We start from the raw sequence: 16,000 nt of genomic DNA on the forward strand, positions 1-16,000 counted from the left end.
CTCAACGGCTTGCAGGCCGCGTCTGCCGCACCACCAGGAACCGGAAGTCGCATGAACGAACCCACCAACGAATCGCACTACGACTCCAGCAACATCAAGGTGCTGAAAGGCCTGGAAGCGGTCCGCAAGCGCCCCGGCATGTACATCGGCGACACCGACGACGGCACCGGTCTGCACCACATGGTGTTCGAGGTGGTCGACAACGCGATCGACGAGGCGCTGGCGGGCTACTGCGACCATGTGATCGTGATCATCCACGACGACGGTTCCGTCAGCGTCAACGACAACGGCCGCGGTATCCCGGTGGACATCCATCCGGAGGAGGGTCGTTCCACCGCCGAGGTGGTGATGACCGTGCTGCACGCGGGCGGCAAGTTTGACGCGAACTCCTACAAGGTTTCCGGCGGCCTGCACGGCGTGGGCGTGTCGGTGGTGAACGCACTCAGCGAGCACCTGTGGCTGACAATCTACCGTGACCACCTGGAACACCAGCAGGAGTACTCGCTGGGCGAGCCGCTGTACCCGTTGAAGGTCGTGGGTCCGTCGGATCGGCGTGGGACCACGGTGCGCTTCCTGCCCAGTCCGCTGACCTTCTCGAACATCGAGTTCCATTACGAGATCCTGGCCAAGCGCCTGCGCGAGCTGGCCTTCCTCAACTCCGGCGTCACCATCGATCTCTACGACGAGCGCGGGGAGGGGCGGCACGACACCTTCGCCTACCAAGGCGGCATCCGCTCCTTCGTGCAGCACCTGGCCCAGCTGAAGACCGCGCTGCACCCGAACGTGATCAGCCTCGGCGCCCAGCAGGACGGCATCACCATCGAACTGGCGATGCAGTGGACCGACTCGTACAACGAGACGATGTTCTGCTTCACCAACAACATCCCGCAGCGCGATGGCGGTACCCACCTCACCGGCTTCCGCGCCGCGCTGACCCGCTCGCTGCAGGCCTACATCGAGAAGGAAGGCCTGGCGAAGAACGCCAAGGTCGCGCTGTCCGGCGACGACATGCGCGAAGGCCTGATCGCCGTGCTGTCGGTGAAGGTGCCCGACCCGAAGTTCTCCTCGCAGACCAAGGACAAGCTCGTCTCCTCCGAGGTGAAGACCGCGGTGGAGCAGGCCGTCAACGAGAAGCTGGGCGAATTCCTGCTGGAGCATCCGAACGAGGCCAAGGCGATCGCCTCCAAGGTGGTGGACGCCGCCCGCGCCCGCGAGGCTGCGCGCAAGGCGCGCGAGATGACCCGCCGCAAGGGCGCGCTGGACATCGCCGGCCTGCCGGGCAAGCTCGCCGACTGCCAGGAGAAGGATCCGGCGTTGTGCGAACTGTTCCTGGTCGAGGGCGACTCCGCCGGCGGCTCGGCCAAGCAGGGCCGCAACCGCAAGACCCAGGCCGTGCTGCCGCTGAAGGGCAAGATCCTCAACGTCGAGAAGGCGCGCTTCGACAAGATGCTGTCCTCGGCCGAGGTCGGCACGCTGATCACCGCGCTGGGTACCGGCATCGGCAAGGAGGATTACAACCCCGACAAGCTGCGCTACCACCACATCATCATCATGACCGACGCGGACGTGGACGGCTCGCACATCCGCACCCTGCTGCTGACCTTCTTCTACCGCCAGATGCCGGAGCTGATCGAGCGCGGCCACGTCTACATCGGCCTGCCGCCGCTGTACAAGCTGAAGCAGGGCAAGCAGGAGCTGTACCTGAAGGACGACGCGGCGCTGAATGCCTACCTGATCTCCAGCGCGGTGGACAACGCCGAACTGGTGGCCGACCCGCATGCGCCGGCGATCACCGGTGCGGCGCTGGAGAAGCTGCTGCGTGATTACCAGGGCGCGCTGGACCAGATCGAGCGCCTCGGCCACCGCTTCGACACCAGCGTGCTGTCGGCGCTGCTGGAGCACACGCCGATCACGCCGGAGCGCTGGGCCGATCCGGCCGCGATGCAGGTCTGGCTGGACGGCGTTGCGCAGCGTCTCGCCGCCAGCGGGCTGGGCAAGCCGCGTTACCGGCTGTCGCTGCGCCCCGCGCAGGGCGAGCAGCCCGCGGCGATCGAGGTGGTGCGCGACCAGCACGGCCTCAGCCACACCTTGCTGCTGCCGCAGCCGTTCTTCGCCGGCGCCGAGTTCCGCCCGATCCTCCATGTGAGCCAGCAGCTGGCCGGACTGATCCAGGCCGAGGCGGTGGTTCGCCGTGGCAACGCTACGCGCGGTGTCGTCTCGTTCGCCGAGGTCCGCGGCTGGCTGCTGGACGAGGCGAAGAAGGGCCGTACCATCCAGCGCTTCAAGGGCCTGGGCGAAATGAACCCGGAGCAGCTGTGGGAGACCACGGTGAATCCGGAGACCCGCCGCATGCTGCAGGTCGGCATCGAGGATGCATTCGCCGCCGACCAGATGTTCTCGATGCTGATGGGCGAAGCGGTGGAACCGCGCCGCGACTTCATCGAGGCGAATGCACTGAAGGTGGCGAACCTCGATATCTGAGCGACGACGCGGCAGGGTTCCGACTCTGCCGCGCGGCCGCCTGCGCCGGCGACCATCCATGCATCCATGCATCAGTGCGCAATGCTTCACGCGTGCGGTGTGACCGCGGTTCCGGTGCGATTCGCTTGCGGCACAGGCCGGAAATGTCGGTCAATTCGCCGGCGTATGGGTTGCTTTCACGCAAGTCATTGATCTGACAAGAGCTTTCTTGCCGCAATGCAACTTGTCACGCACGCACCGCACAAGGTAGTCTCAGCGATCCCCTGCGCACCATGCATTGCGTAAAACCCGGACACCGAGGATCGTCATGAAGCACACGCCCCTGTTCACGATGCTGGCTGGCGCCGCGCTCGCGTTCACCTTCGCCACCGCTCCCGTCCATGCGGACAAGGCATCGAAAGACAAGCCGGCGGTGCAGTATCCGAACACCGCGCGTGTCGCGCCGAAGCTCGACCTGACCAGCGAGAAGGAACAGAAGGCGCTGAACGAGGGCCTGGACGCGGTGAACGCCGGCGACAAGGCCAAGGCCGAGCAGATCCTCCAGCCCATCGTCGACGGCAGCAAGAGCAAGTACGCGCAGGCGATCGCGTTGCAGGGTCTCGCCAACGTCACCTACAACGCGGGTGACGTGAAGGCTGCGATTCCGCTGCTGAAGCGCTCGATCGACAACGGCGTGATGCCGAACGACACCTACTTCCAGCTGATGTACGAACTGGCCCAGCTGTACGCCGCCGACCAGCAGTACCAGGCTTCGCTGGACACCGTCGCGAAGTGGCGCGCCGATGGCAAGAAGGAAACCGCCGACTCCTACGGCCTGGAAGGCATGGACTACTACCGCCTCGAGAAGTACCCCGAGGCGATCGCGGCCATCCAGAAGGCCAAGACGCTCACCGACAAGCCGCAGGATTCCTGGAACCAGATCCTGATGGCCAGCTACGCCGAATCCGGCAAGGGTGGCGATGCGGCGAAGATGGCCGTCGACGAATACCAGAAGAACCCCACCGACAGCGGCATGCTGCACAACGCCAGTGCGATCCTGCTGCAGCAGCAGGACTACGCCGGCGCGATCAAGGTGCTGGAGCAGGGCCGCGCGAACGGCGCGCTGAAGGACGAGGGCGACTGGATCAACCTGGTCAAGGCCTATCTGCTGCAGGCACAGAACGGCGGCGATCCCAAGAGCGGCAGCGCCAAGGCGCTGGCCGCCTTCGACGACGGCGTGGCCAAGGGCGCGATCAAGCCCAGCGCTGCGAACTACAAGCTGGCCGGCGATGCCTCGGTGATCGGCGAGAACGATCCCAAGGCGATCAGCTACTACCAGAAGGGCGCGGCGCTGGCCAGCGACGGCGAGCTCGATGTCGCGCTGGGTCGCGTCTACTTCCAGGACCAGAAGTTCTCCGACGCGCGCAAGTACCTGAAGCAAGGCCTCGCCAAGGGCGTCCAGCACAAGGGACAGGCCTACATGGTGCTCGCGGAATCGGAGCGTCAGCTGAAGGACAAGCCCGCCGCGGTCACCGCCATGATGGAAGCTGCCAAGGACCCGGATACCGCCGCCAAGGCCAAGGACTGGCTGCGCAAGGCCGGCGTGGGCAAGTGACTGCCAGGCAAGGAAACGTGGGGCGGATGGACGTCCATCTGCGTGCCCCGCGAGCGCTATACAAAAGCCAGATGCTGTTGTACCGTTGAAACCTTCCCTGCGTAACCCCAGCGGCGCGCCCCGTCCATATGCCGGACGGGACTTGCCGGATCGGCGGCGACGCTTTCTCCGTTCCCAGCTCCAGATAGTGACAGATGGCCTCTAGTACCGAAGACACAGGACGCGAAGAGGGGTTCAGTTGGAAACGAACCCTGGCGTTGGCGTTCGCCATCGGCCTGCATGCTTTCGCGTTTCTGATCCTGCTCGCGCCCATGGCGCCACCCGGACAGAAGCACGAGAAGAAAGAGCAGATCGTGCAGGTGAATTTCATCGAGCCGCCGCCGCCGCCGCCGCCGCCGCCGCCACCGCCGCCGGAGCCGCCCAAGCAACCGCCGCCGAAGATCATCCAGCAGGTGATCCCGCCGCCGACCCCGCCGCCGCCGGCGCCGCCGCCGCCGGTGGCAGAGGTGTCGCAGAATGCGGTCGCTGCGGCGCCGCCGGCCCCGCCGGCGCCACCCGCTCCGCCCGCCGACATCAGCGCTGGCCAGGATCTCAGCTACAACAGCCGGATCCAGCCGCGTTATCCGCCACAGGCCATCCGCCAGCGCCATGAAGGCACGGTGGTCCTGCTGATCCTGGTGGGTGTCGACGGTGCGCCGAAGGACATCAAGGTCGACAAGTCCAGCGGATACCACGAGCTTGATCGCGCGGCGATCGAAGCGGCCGGCAAGTGGCGCTTCAATCCCGAGGTCAAGAACGGCAAGAAGGTGGAAGGCTACGCACGCGTTCCGGTCACCTTCAACCTCAACAACCTGTAAATCCCCGTTACGACCTCTACAGTTCACGCTTGACTTCCCAAGGGTAGCGTTATGTTCCTACAGACTCCTGCACCGACCGATGCCGCCGCCCAGGTGGCGGGCAATTCCAACGCCGAAGCCATGAAGCAGATGGGCTTCGCCAACCTCGCCCAGGGTTTCGACTGGCTGGGTTGGGTGGTGTTCATCACCCTGGTGGTGATGTCCTTCCTGTCCTGGTACTTCATCATCGCCAACACCATCCGTAACGGCCTGGTGAAGTCGCGCGCCGATGGCGTGATCAACGGCTTCTGGAACAACCCGTCCACCCAGGACGCGATCCGCGAGCTGGAAGGCCAGCCCAAGGGCGAACCGTTCTCGAAGATCGCGCTGGAAGCCGCCTCGGCGGTGGCCCATCACCAGCAGGCCAACAAGGGTGGCCTGGCCGAGTCGCTGAGCCGTTCCGAGTTCGTCGACCGCGCGCTGCGCCAGGCCGTGGCCCGCGAGAGCCTGCGCCTCGAAGGCGGCCAGACCCTGCTCGCCACCGTCGGTTCGTCGGCGCCGTTCGTCGGTCTGCTCGGTACCGTGTGGGGCATCTACCACGCCCTGATCGGCATCGCCGCCAGCGGCAACGCCTCGATGACCGCCGTGGCCGGCCCGGTGGGCGAGGCGCTGATCATGACCGCGATCGGTCTGTTCACCGCGATCCCGGCGCTGCTCGCGTTCAACTTCTTCAACCGGTCGAACCGCGTCATCTTTGCCCGTTTCGACGAGTTCGCGCACGACCTGCACGACTTCTTCGCGACCGGTTCGCGCGTCGAGTGAGGGATTGACCCATGGCAATGAGCGTCGGAGGCAATACCGGCGGTCCGGTTTCGGAGATCAACGTCACGCCGCTGGCGGACGTGATGCTGGTGCTGCTGATCATCTTCATGATCACGGCACCGCTGATGTCCCATCCGATCACCGTCACGGTGCCGATCGCGAATCCCAAGAGCGCCGAACCCAAGGCGCCGGATACCCCGCCGTTGGACCTGGCGATCAAGGAAGACGGTTCGATGTACTTCCAGGATCAGCAGATCACCGAGGCCAGCCTGAAGCAACAGCTGGCGGTGGCGGCGCAGAAGACGCCACAGCCGGAGCTGCAGATCCGCGCCGAGAAGGCGATCGAGTGGAAGATCGTGCGCAAGGTCATCAGTGATGCCAAGGGCCAGGGCATGGTGCACGTCGGCTTCATGACCACCGCGCCGGCGAAGGAGTAAGCAGTCATGGCCTTTTCCACCAAAGCCTCGTCGGGTCCGATGGCGGACATCAACATCACGCCGTTGATCGACGTGATGCTGGTGCTGCTGATCATCTTCATGGTCACCGCGCCGATCCCGCTGGAGAAGATCAAGATCGATCTTCCGCAGCCGAACCCGAACCAGATCCAGCCGCAGAACCCGCCCGAGCCGATCAACCTCAAGATCGACCAGGGCGGCGCGTTCTACTGGAACGACACGCCGGTCGACGAGCTGGGCCTCAAGGCGCAGTTCGCGGTGATCGCCCAGCAGACCAACCAGCCGGAAATCCAGATCAAGGCCAACGACGCCACCGCCTACCAGTACGTCGCTACCGTGCTGGCCGACGCGAAGCAGTACAACCTGGTCAAGATCGGATTCACCGACAGCGACCAGTAAAGCCGCGACGTCGGACAACAGCGTTACCCGCGCCAACCCCCGCCCCGTGCGGGGGTTGGCGTTTGTGGGATCAAGAGCGGTTACCGGAGCGACCGCAGGAGCGGTCGTAGGAGCGGCTTCAGCCGCGATTCCCCGCCGGTAGCGGCTGAAGCCGCTCCTACACGCGCAGGATTCAGCGCAGGATCTGCAGGTAGTTGCGCACCGTGGTGGCCAGGCCCTCGTACAGCGCCTCGCCGATCAGCGCGTGGCCGATCGACACTTCGGCCAGTCCGGGGATCGCGGCCTTGAACGTGCCGAGGTTCGCCTGGCTGAGGTCGTGGCCCGCGTTCACCGCCAGCCCTGCCTGTTGCGCCAGACGCGCGGTGGCGGCGCAACTCGCGAGCACGGCGTCGGGCTCGCCTTCGGCGAAGGCCTCGGCGTAGGGACCGGTGTAGAGCTCGATGCGCCGCACGCCGATTGCCTTCGCCGCCGCGAAATCCTGGTTGCCGGCATCCACGAACAGGCTGACCCGGCAATCGAGCGCGTTGAGCTCGTCCACCAGCGGGCGCAGCCGATCGAGGTCGCGCGACAGGTCGAAGCCGTGGTCGGAGGTGATCTGGCCGTCGCTGTCGGGCACCAGGGTCACCTGGGTGGGACGTACCTCGCGTGCCAGCGCGAGCAGGCCGGGATAATCGCCGCGCGGCGCGGCGAACGGATTGCCCTCGATGTTGTATTCCACCCGGCCGCGCAGCATCGCGGCCAGTGCGCGCACGTCGTCGGGGCGCACGTGGCGCAGGTCGGGCCGCGGATGCACGGTGATGCCGCCGCAACCGTGCTCGATGCAGGTCTGCGCCGCGCGGCAGATGTCGGGCTCGTGGCCGCCGCGCGAGTTGCGCAGCACGGCGATCTTGTTGAGGTTGACGCTGAGCAGGGTCATGGCGGTGGTCCGTCACGAGGGAAAGAACGCCACACTGCCGCTATCGGGTCGCGTCGGCAAGCGCGAATCGGCGGATGCGTCGCGGCGCACCGCGCCAGGCCAGCGCGGCGCATGCGTCGTCGCCCACGTCCAGCGGCTGCAGTTGCCACGCGGCGGGGTCCTCGCCGTCCAGCCACTGCAGCACCAACCCTGCCGCCTCGCGCCGGAACGCCAGCCGGTCCAGCCCGAACGCGAGGCCGCGGCCCAGCGCCTTCAGCACCGCCTCGCGCGCGGTCCACAGCTCGAGGAAGGCCGTGCGCCGTTCGGCCTCGTCCAGCGTGCCCAGCCAGCCGGCTTCCTCGGCCGTGAAGAAACGCTGCGCAATCTCCAGCGCATTCGCGCGCGTGCGGCGCTGTTCCAGGTCGATGCCTGGTGCGAGGCCGCGCGCCAGCGCCACCAGTGCCTGCTCGCCGCTGTGCGACCAGTTGAAGTCGAGCACACCGCCATGGAGTGGATCCAGCGCAGGCCGGCCGTGTTCGTTAGCCACCAGTCGCACCTCGTCCGACGCGATGCCGAGGTAGCCCGCGAGCAGGGCCAGCAGCGGTTCGCGCCCCGCTCCCTTCGGCCGCCGCAACCGCCAGACATGAATCTCGTCAGCGTGCAGGGGCTCTGCTACTTTCGCGGGCAGGAATCCGTCGATGGCGTGCATGCGCGCATGCTGATGGACAGGCGCCGCCGCGCACAAGCAGGCGGCGCGCAACGTCGATTTCCGGGGAGGCACGCTTGATCGCCGGCTGGCTGCTGCTGCTCGTTGCGCTGCTCTACGTGGGCCTGCTCTACGGCGTGGCCTGGGCGGGCGACCGGCGTCCGCTGTACCCGCGCCAGCCGCGCCTGCGGCCGATCGTCTACAGCCTCGCGCTCGCGGTGTACTGCTCGTCGTGGACGTTCTACGGCGCGGTGGGCACGGCCGCGCGCGAGGGCCTGGGCTACCTGCCGATCTACCTGGGGCCGGTGCTGCTGTTCGTGTTCGGCTTCGGCCTGCTGCGCCGGCTGGTGGAGGTGGCGCAACAGCGCAACATCACCTCGATCGCCGACTTCATCGGCGCGCGCTACGGCAAGTCGCACTGGCTGGCCGCCGTGGTGGCGGTGATCGCGGTGGTGGCGGTGCTGCCGTACATCGCGCTGCAGCTGAAGGCGGTGGCGATGTCGTTCGCGGTGCTGGGCGGCAGCGCGCCGGGATTGCGCGGCGCGGTCGCGACGGATCCCGCGCTGTGGTGCGCCGGCCTGCTCGCGGTGTTCGCGATACTGTTCGGCACGCGCAGCATCGATGCCACCGAGCACCACCATGGCCTGATGCTGGCGGTGGCGCTGGAGTCGCTGATCAAGCTGGTGGCCTTCGTCGCGCTGGCGTGGTTCGCCCTGCGCCACGGGCCGGGGCTGGCCGCCACCGCGAGCCTGCCGCTGCGGCATCCCGGCGACGGCCTCTCGGCTGGCTTCCTCGCGCAGACGCTGCTCGCGTTCTTCGCGATGTTCTGCCTGCCGCGGCAGTTCCAGATCGGCGTCGTGGAATGCGAGGACCCGCGCGACCTGCATCGCGCGCGCTGGATGTTCCCGCTGTACATGCTGGCGATCATGCTGGCGGTGTTGCCGATCGTGGTTACCGGCACGCAGCTGCCGGCGGTGCGCGATGGCCTCGCCGACGCCTGGGTGCTGAACCTGCCGCTGGCGCTGGGCAACGGCGGCATGGCGATGCTGGCCTTCGTGGGCGGCTTCTCGGCGGCCACCGGCATGGTGATCGTGGCGGCGGTGGCGCTGTCCACCATGATCAGCAACGACCTGGTGATGCCGGCGCTGCTGCGCGTGCGCCGCCTGCGGCTGGAACACCGCAGCGACCTCTCGCGGCTGGTGCTGCGCGTGCGCCGCGTGGCGATCGTGGCGTTGGCCGCGCTGGCCTACGGCTACTACCGGGTGGTGGCCGACACCGAGAACCTCGCCGCCACCGGCCTGCTCGCGTTCGCCGCGGTGGCGCAGCTGGCGCCGGCCATCGTGGCGGCGCTGTACTGGCGCGGCGCGAGCCGGCGCGGCGTGGCGATCGGCCTCGTCGCCGGCTTCGCGGTGTGGGCCTACACCTTGCTGCTGCCGGCGATGCTGCACGTCGGCAGCTGGCAGCAGGACGGTCCGCTGGGCCTGGGCTGGCTGCGGCCGCAGGCGCTGTTCCATCTCGGCGGCAGCGATCCCTTGCTGCACGGCACGCTGTGGTCGCTGCTGGTCAACGTGGCCTGCCTGGTGTTCATCTCGTTGCGCTGGCGGCCGAACCTGGAGGAACGCCTGCATGCGGCGCTGTTCGTCGCGCCGCATGCGGCCAGCCGTGGCGGCGCGGGCGACTGGCGCGGGCGTGTGGCGGTGGCCGACCTGCGTACCATCGCCACGCGCATCGTGGGCCGCCGCGGCACCGAACGCGCGTTCGCCGAGCACGAACAGCGACGCGGCAAGCCGCTGCAGGCCGGCGAAGCGGCCGACCGCGCGCTGATCCAGCATACCGAGCGCCTGCTCGCCGGCGCGGTCGGCGCGGCCAGCGCGCGGCGCATCCTGATGGGCATGCTGTCCGGCTCGGGCCTGGACATCGCCGAGGCGATGGCGCTGATGGACGAGGCCTCGCAGGAGCTGCGCTTCAATCGCGAGCTGCTGTCCTCCACGCTGGAGAACGTCTCGCAAGGCATCAGCGTGGTCGATGCCGAGATGCGCGTGGTGGCGTGGAACCGGCGCTATCTGGAACTCTTCGGCTACCCCGACGGCATGGTCTACGTGGGCGTGCCGGTGACCGACCTGATCCGCTGGAATGCCGAACACGGCGAATGCGGCCCCGGCGAAGTGGCGGCGCACGTGGCCAAGCGGCTCGGCCACCTGCGCGCGGGCACCCCGCACGTGTTCCAGCGCGTGCGCGCCGACGGCAGCACCATCGAGATGCGCGGACGTGCGCTGCCCGGCGGCGGCTACGTCACCACCTACACCGACGTCACCGCATACAAGCGCGCCGAGCAGGCGCTGATCGAGGCGAACGAGACGCTGGAGCAGCGCGTGGACCAGCGCACCGCCGAGCTCAGCGAGGCGCTGGCCGCCACCGCGCAGGCGCAGCGCACCGCGGAGGCGGCGAACGCGTCCAAGACCCGTTTCCTCGCCGCCGCCAGCCACGACCTGCTGCAGCCCTTGAACGCCGCGCGGCTGTTCACCTCCGCGCTGCGCCAGCAATCGGCGCTGGATGCGGAATCGCGGCAACTTGCCGAGCGCATCGACGCCGCGTTCCGTGCCGCCGAGGACCTGCTTGATGCGCTGCTCGATACTTCGCGCCTGGACACCGGAAGCACCCAGCCGGAGATCGGCGACTTCGCGCTGGCCGAACTGTTCGACTCGCTGCAGAGCCAGTTCGCAGTGCTCGCCGAGCAGCGCGGCCTGCGCCTGCGCGTGGCGCCCACGGGGCTCGCCGTGCGCAGCGACCCGCAGCTGCTGCGTCGCGTACTGCAGAACTTCCTCTCCAACGCGCTGCGCTATACCCGCCACGGCAGCGTGCTGCTGGGCGCGCGCCGCGCCGGCGACGAAGTACGCATCGAAGTGTGGGACACCGGCCCCGGCATCGCCGCCGAACAGCGTGCGCGCGTCTTCGGCGAGTTCCAGCGGCTGGAGCAGCCTTCGCCGTGGGGCGAGAAGGGACTGGGCCTGGGCCTGTCGATCTGCGACCGCATCGCCGCCATGCTCGACCACCGGCTAGCCTTGCATTCGCGCCCCGGCCACGGCAGCTGCTTCGCGATCGTGGTGCCGCGCGCCGCCGCCGCGCCGCCGCGTCGCCAGGCGGTGCATCGCGGCGGCAGCGACGAGCAGTTGCCGCTCACCGTGCTGTGCCTCGACGACGACGCGGCCATCCTCGACGGCATGCGCGCCCTGCTCGGCCGCTGGGGAGTGGACTGCCGCACCGCGCACGACGTGGCCGCCGCTGCCGCCGAACTGCGTCGCGGCCCGGTGGATCTCATCCTCGCCGACTACCACCTCGCCGACGACGTGGATGGCCTGCAGGCGCTGCAGCAGCTGCGCGCCGCCCGCGACCCGCTGCCTCCCGCCGCCCTGATCACCGCCGACGGCAGCAGCGAACTCAAGCAGCGCGCCCGCGCGCTGGGCTATCCGCTGCTACACAAGCCGGTGAAGCCGGCGGCGTTAAGAGCGTTGTTGACGGCGTTGGTGAGGAAACAGGGAGAGCTTGCGAGTTCGCAGGATTAGTGGGCCTGGCCCTACTTTGTAATTGATACGCTCGCTAGAACCTCGTTCGCGCAAGACCGAATGTTATTGAGATTAGTGGGGTTACTGGTTTTCTTGGAAGCGAAAATAAGTTGCAGTTGCCAAATGGTGTTCGATTGCGAATCAGCAACCACAAGAATCTCTCCGTCAATGACACCGTCCCAACGATCTGCTTTATAGGACACGCGCCTTGCTGGGTATCCTGAAACAGTCGTAGAGAAAATGGAGCTTTCTGGATTGGTAATGCCTTCCAAAGTGGAAATCTGTTTCGTTGAACCAGCCGCAGCACCATCAATATTTACTTGAACCTCTGGAGCGTACATCCCCACCAAAAGCCCTACTTCACTAAGCCCACAAGTGGGTTGGCTGCTATAGACGGACAATGAACGCACTTGGTTTCTCATATTTTCGGGAAGAGCGGACATCAATCTTCTTGATTTTGGTTCGTTTGGCAAAAACGGGGAGGTATACTTGATCTCCAATTGTCCGATGTGTTGAATAGGCATATGTTCCACAGGAACGGACGAGATTGTAGAAGTCTCTCCAAGAGTATTATTCACAGAAGCTGTTGCGGCAAATCTAGCTATTGCTGTGATGATAAGAGATAGGCCTAATCCAACAACCAATCTTAGGGCGATTGTCTGCCACCTCATTGCTTTTGCGCTTGGCGAGGGTTGGCGTGGTGCTTTAGATCGACCTTGAGGGTATAGAGGCGGAGGTGATCGCGGCGGCGGCGGCGGCGGACCTTGCATTGAGCCGCTCGTGGTTCCAAGTTGCTGCTGTATCCACTCGTCATGCTCTTTGCGCTTTACAGGATCCGAAAGGACGGCATAGGCCTGATTTATGATCTTGAGTACTCTCTCGGCCTCCATCCTATTATTTGGATTTTTGTCTGGATGCCATTTCTGAGATAAATATTTGTAAGCCCCCCTAATGACCTCGTCACCCGCGTTTTGCTTAACCTGTAAATTGTCGTAGTGAGTTTTTATCGACACCGCACTTCTCCCCGTTCTTGCTCACCTAGTGCCTGACTTGATTCACGCTGTGAGTCAGAGTTGTCTCAAACCATGGTCAGGCTTCGGAGGCACTTGGCGGCCAATCACGCGGAAGCAATCCTGACGAATTGCGTGGCGGAGGCTTAATCTCTCTCTCCTGTAGGTACCTGAGTATTTTTTCATCGTGATCGGGCGCCCAGCCATCCCAATTTCCCTTGTAGCAACTGCGGCAAACCATGATGTCGTAGCCGTGAACCCGCTGACCATGATAAGCATGTGGCCCAAACTGGAACTTACTCTCGCAGCAGAAGCATTGGATCATATATAGATTCATCGGAGTTCCTCTATGAGACCTGACGCATAGTAGGTCTCGGACCTGAGCGCTTTTCCTATGCTCGAAAAAGGTGCTAGAGGCAAATCCTAACGGATGAACCCTGTAACCTCACTCATTCTCTCCCTCATCCGGCAACGGCTGCATCGCCCCCGGCTCCACGGCCAGCTGGCTGGCGGCCAGCGCAACTTGCGTCCGGTTGTTGACGCCGAGCTTGCGCATGATCGCGGTCATGTGCGCCTTCACGGTGGCTTCGGAGACGCCGAGTTCCCAGGCGATCTGCTTGTTGAGCAGGCCTTCGGCGATCATGGTGAGCACGCGGAACTGCTGCGGGGTGAGCGCGGCGATGCGGGCGGCGATGTCGGCTTCGGCGGGCTTGAGTTCGGCGCGGCCGCCGACCAGTTGCGGCGGCAGCCACACGTCGCCGTCGAGCACGGCGCGGATCGCGTGGACGATGTCGTCGCCGGCGGTGGACTTGGGGATGTAGGCGGCGGCGCCGTGGGCCAGCGCGCGGCGCGCGACCTGGGCTTCCTCGTGGCCGGAGACCACGATGATCGGCAGGCCGGGGTATTGGCCGCGGATGTGCACCAGCGCGGAGTAGCCGCGCGCGCCAGGCATGTGCAGGTCGAGCAGCAGCAGGTCGGCGTCCGGGTACTGCTCGATCAGCGCGTACAGGCCGTGCACGCTCTCGGCGCTGCGCACCTGCGCCTGCGGCAGCGCGGCGAGCACCGCGCGCTGCAGGGCGTCGCGGAACAGCGGGTGGTCGTCGGCGATCAGGATGTCGGGCATGGGGGGGCTTCAATCAACCCGGTAGGAGCGGCTTCAGCCGCGATGGCTCTTTCTTGATGAGCAAGAGCATCGCGGCTGAAGCCGCTCCTACGCTTATTTGATCAGTCGTTCCTCGACGAGGCTCTTCACCACCGAGGGATCGGCGAGGGTGGAGATGTCGCCGAGCTGGTCGGGCTGGTTCTCGCCGATCTTGCGCAGGATGCGGCGCATGATCTTTCCGGAGCGGGTCTTGGGCAGGCTGGGTGCCCACTGCAGGTAGTCGGGCGTGGCGATCGGGCCGATCTCCTTGCGCACCCAGGCCACCAGTTCCTTTTTCAACTCGTCGGTGCCGGTTTCGCCGGCGACCAGGGTGACGTAGGCGTAGATGCCTTGGCCCTTGATCTCGTGCGGGCAGCCGACCACGGCGGCTTCGGCCACCTTGGGATGCGCCACCAGCGCGCTTTCCACCTCCGCGGTGCCGATGCGGTGGCCGCTGACGTTGATGACGTCGTCGACGCGGCCGGTGATCCAGTAGTAGCCGTCCTCGTCGCGGCGCGCGCCGTCGCCGGTGAAGTAGTTGCCGGGGTAGGCGCTGAAGTAGGTCTCGATGAAGCGCTGGTGGTCGCCGTACACCGTGCGCATCTGGCCGGGCCAGGAGTCGGTGAGCAGCAGGTTGCCTTCGGCCACGCCTTCCTGCACTTCGCCGTTCGCGTCGACGATGGCGGGCTTCACGCCGAAGAACGGCTTGGTGGCGGAGCCGGGCTTGGTGGCGATCGCGCCGGGCAGCGGGGTGATCAGGATGCCGCCGGTCTCGGTCTGCCACCAGGTGTCCACGATCGGCAGGCGGCTTTCGCCCACCACGCGGTGGTACCACTCCCACGCCTCGGGGTTGATCGGCTCGCCCACCGTGCCGAGCACGCGCAGGCTGGCGCGCGAGGCCTTCTTCACCGGCGCCTCGCCCTCGCGCATCAGCGCGCGGATCGCGGTGGGCGCGGTATAGAACAGCGACACCTTGTGCTTGTCCACCACCTGCCAGAAACGGCTGAAGTCGGGGTAGTTAGGCACGCCGTCGAACATCACCGTGGTGGCGCCGTTCGCCAGCGGGCCGTATACCACGTAGCTGTGGCCGGTGACCCAACCCACGTCGGCGGTGCACCAGTAGATGTCGTCCTCGCGCAGGTCGAACACACACTCGTGGGTGTAGCTGGTGAACACCAGGTAGCCGGCCGAGGTGTGCAGCACGCCCTTGGGCTTGCCGGTGGAGCCGGAGGTGTAGAGGATGAACAGCGGGTGCTCGGCTTCCATGGCCTCGGCCGGGCAGTCCGCGCTTTGGCCGTCCATCAGGTTGTGCCAGTAGCGGTCGCGCGGCGACTGCATCGGTACCGCGCTGCCGGTGCGGCGCACCACCACCACGGTTTCCACGCTGTTCGTGCCGGGGCGCTTCAGCGCCTCGTCCACGTTGGTCTTGAGCGGGATCTTCCGGCCGCCGCGCACGCCCTCGTCGGCGGTCACCACCAGCCTGCACTGCGAATCGGCGATGCGCCCGGCCAGCGAGTCGGGCGAGAAGCCGCCGAACACCACCGAGTGGATCGCGCCGATGCGCGCGCAGGCCAGCATCGCCACCGCGGCCTCGGGGATCATCGGCAGGTAGATCGCCACGCGGTCGCCCTTGGCCACGCCCAGGTGCTTCAGCGTGTTCGCGAACTTGCACACCTCGGCGTGCAGCTCGCGGTAGGTGAGCTTGCGCGACTCGTTCGGGTCGTCGCCCTCGAAGATGATCGCCACCTTGTCGCCGCGTTCCTTCAGATGCCGGTCGAGGCAGTTCGCGGCCACGTTGAGCGTGCCGTCCTCGTACCAGCGGATGTGCAGGTTCTTCGGGTCGAAGGAGACGTTCTTGATCTTGGTCGGCCGCTTCGCCCAGTCCAGCCGTTCGCCCACCCTGGCCCAGAAGCCTTCGGGGTCCTTCACCGACTCGGCATACAGCCGCTCGTAATCGTCCTTGCGGATGCGCGCCTTGGCGGCGAATGCGGGATCGACGGGATGGATCGTGGACATGCGGGACTCCTGCTGGCGAGAGTGGGGGCGGGCGCGGGGCCTGCTGCGAAGGGCATGCAGAGGCTTTCGAGTGTAGCGGCGT

General features: G+C 66.3%; 12 protein-coding genes. 7 read left to right on the forward strand and 5 right to left on the reverse strand.

The genetic code is table 11. From position 1 onward, the window contains the following. The first annotated feature begins 51 nt into the window (after positions 1 to 51). The 6 genes from gyrB to AB7878_RS09035 all read left to right on the forward strand — a co-directional run bounded on the left by gyrB (position 52) and on the right by AB7878_RS09035 (position 6,587). Positions 52 to 2,481 carry a DNA topoisomerase (ATP-hydrolyzing) subunit B gene (gene gyrB / locus AB7878_RS09010; RefSeq protein WP_369494038.1) on the forward strand — a complete coding sequence of 810 codons (2,430 nt, stop codon included), beginning with the start codon at positions 52 to 54 and terminating at the stop codon, positions 2,479 to 2,481. A 307-nt stretch (positions 2,482 to 2,788) separates the two neighbouring features. After that, entirely contained in the window at positions 2,789 to 4,075 is a 1,287-nt protein-coding gene (locus tag AB7878_RS09015) for a tetratricopeptide repeat protein (protein ID WP_369494039.1), read from the forward strand. Positions 4,076 to 4,269: 194 nt separating this feature from the next. Then, positions 4,270 to 4,932 (forward strand): energy transducer TonB, encoded by a 663-nt coding sequence (locus tag AB7878_RS09020; protein ID WP_369494040.1) that lies wholly within the window; start codon positions 4,270 to 4,272, stop codon positions 4,930 to 4,932. 51 nt (positions 4,933 to 4,983) lie between these two features. Further along, entirely contained in the window at positions 4,984 to 5,733 is a 750-nt protein-coding gene (locus AB7878_RS09025; protein ID WP_369494041.1) for a MotA/TolQ/ExbB proton channel family protein, read from the forward strand. 11 nt (positions 5,734 to 5,744) lie between these two features. Next, entirely contained in the window at positions 5,745 to 6,170 is a 426-nt protein-coding gene (locus AB7878_RS09030; protein ID WP_369494042.1) for an ExbD/TolR family protein, read from the forward strand. Between the two features lie 6 nt (positions 6,171 to 6,176). Beyond that, positions 6,177 to 6,587 (forward strand): ExbD/TolR family protein, encoded by a 411-nt coding sequence (locus AB7878_RS09035; RefSeq protein ID WP_077484492.1) that lies wholly within the window; start codon positions 6,177 to 6,179, stop codon positions 6,585 to 6,587. A gap of 172 nt (positions 6,588 to 6,759) precedes the next feature. Here the strand turns inward: AB7878_RS09035 and AB7878_RS09040 are convergent, their stop codons facing one another. Both AB7878_RS09040 and AB7878_RS09045 read right to left on the reverse strand, forming a co-directional pair. Further along, positions 6,760 to 7,503, reverse strand: a complete 744-nt coding sequence (locus AB7878_RS09040) for a pyridoxine 5'-phosphate synthase (RefSeq protein WP_369494043.1) — start codon at positions 7,501 to 7,503, stop codon at positions 6,760 to 6,762. Between the two features lie 40 nt (positions 7,504 to 7,543). Continuing rightward, on the reverse strand, positions 7,544 to 8,191 hold the full coding sequence (locus AB7878_RS09045) for a 4'-phosphopantetheinyl transferase family protein (RefSeq protein ID WP_369494044.1): 648 nt from the start codon (positions 8,189 to 8,191) through the stop codon (positions 7,544 to 7,546). A 74-nt stretch (positions 8,192 to 8,265) separates the two neighbouring features. Here AB7878_RS09045 and AB7878_RS09050 point away from each other — a divergent pair, with 74 nt between their 5' ends. Then, positions 8,266 to 11,751: a PAS domain-containing hybrid sensor histidine kinase/response regulator gene (locus AB7878_RS09050; protein ID WP_369494045.1), complete on the forward strand. Its 3,486-nt coding sequence runs from the start codon at positions 8,266 to 8,268 to the stop codon at positions 11,749 to 11,751. A gap of 11 nt (positions 11,752 to 11,762) precedes the next feature. Here the strand turns inward: AB7878_RS09050 and AB7878_RS09055 are convergent, their stop codons facing one another. The 3 genes from AB7878_RS09055 to acs all read right to left on the reverse strand — a co-directional run bounded on the left by AB7878_RS09055 (position 11,763) and on the right by acs (position 15,918). Beyond that, complete coding sequence (locus tag AB7878_RS09055) at positions 11,763 to 12,764, reverse strand: J domain-containing protein (protein WP_369494046.1); 1,002 nt, start codon at positions 12,762 to 12,764, stop codon at positions 11,763 to 11,765. A 442-nt stretch (positions 12,765 to 13,206) separates the two neighbouring features. Next, positions 13,207 to 13,884, reverse strand: coding sequence for a response regulator transcription factor (locus AB7878_RS09060; protein WP_369494047.1), 678 nt, complete (start codon positions 13,882 to 13,884; stop codon positions 13,207 to 13,209). 93 nt (positions 13,885 to 13,977) lie between these two features. After that, complete coding sequence (gene acs, locus AB7878_RS09065; RefSeq protein WP_369494048.1) at positions 13,978 to 15,918, reverse strand: acetate--CoA ligase; 1,941 nt, start codon at positions 15,916 to 15,918, stop codon at positions 13,978 to 13,980. Positions 15,919 to 16,000: the final 82 nt, after the last annotated feature.

Origin of the sequence: Rhodanobacter humi (assembly GCF_041107455.1) — a bacterium.
In the GTDB taxonomy this organism is placed as follows: domain Bacteria; phylum Pseudomonadota; class Gammaproteobacteria; order Xanthomonadales; family Rhodanobacteraceae; genus Rhodanobacter_A.

Bases quoted from the DNA above. Each gene is read 5' to 3' on its own strand.
- AB7878_RS09025 (WP_369494041.1), top strand. From the start codon at position 4,984: ATGTTCCTACAGACTCCTGCACCGACCGATGCCGCCGCCCAGGTGGCG.
- AB7878_RS09060 (WP_369494047.1), bottom strand. From the start codon at position 13,884: ATGCCCGACATCCTGATCGCCGACGACCACCCGCTGTTCCGCGACGCC.
- AB7878_RS09015 (WP_369494039.1), top strand. From the start codon at position 2,789: ATGAAGCACACGCCCCTGTTCACGATGCTGGCTGGCGCCGCGCTCGCG.
- AB7878_RS09035 (WP_077484492.1), top strand. From the start codon at position 6,177: ATGGCCTTTTCCACCAAAGCCTCGTCGGGTCCGATGGCGGACATCAAC.
- AB7878_RS09020 (WP_369494040.1), top strand. From the start codon at position 4,270: ATGGCCTCTAGTACCGAAGACACAGGACGCGAAGAGGGGTTCAGTTGG.
- acs (WP_369494048.1), bottom strand. From the start codon at position 15,918: ATGTCCACGATCCATCCCGTCGATCCCGCATTCGCCGCCAAGGCGCGC.
- AB7878_RS09040 (WP_369494043.1), bottom strand. From the start codon at position 7,503: ATGACCCTGCTCAGCGTCAACCTCAACAAGATCGCCGTGCTGCGCAAC.
- AB7878_RS09030 (WP_369494042.1), top strand. From the start codon at position 5,745: ATGGCAATGAGCGTCGGAGGCAATACCGGCGGTCCGGTTTCGGAGATC.
- AB7878_RS09045 (WP_369494044.1), bottom strand. From the start codon at position 8,191: ATGCACGCCATCGACGGATTCCTGCCCGCGAAAGTAGCAGAGCCCCTG.
- gyrB (WP_369494038.1), top strand. From the start codon at position 52: ATGAACGAACCCACCAACGAATCGCACTACGACTCCAGCAACATCAAG.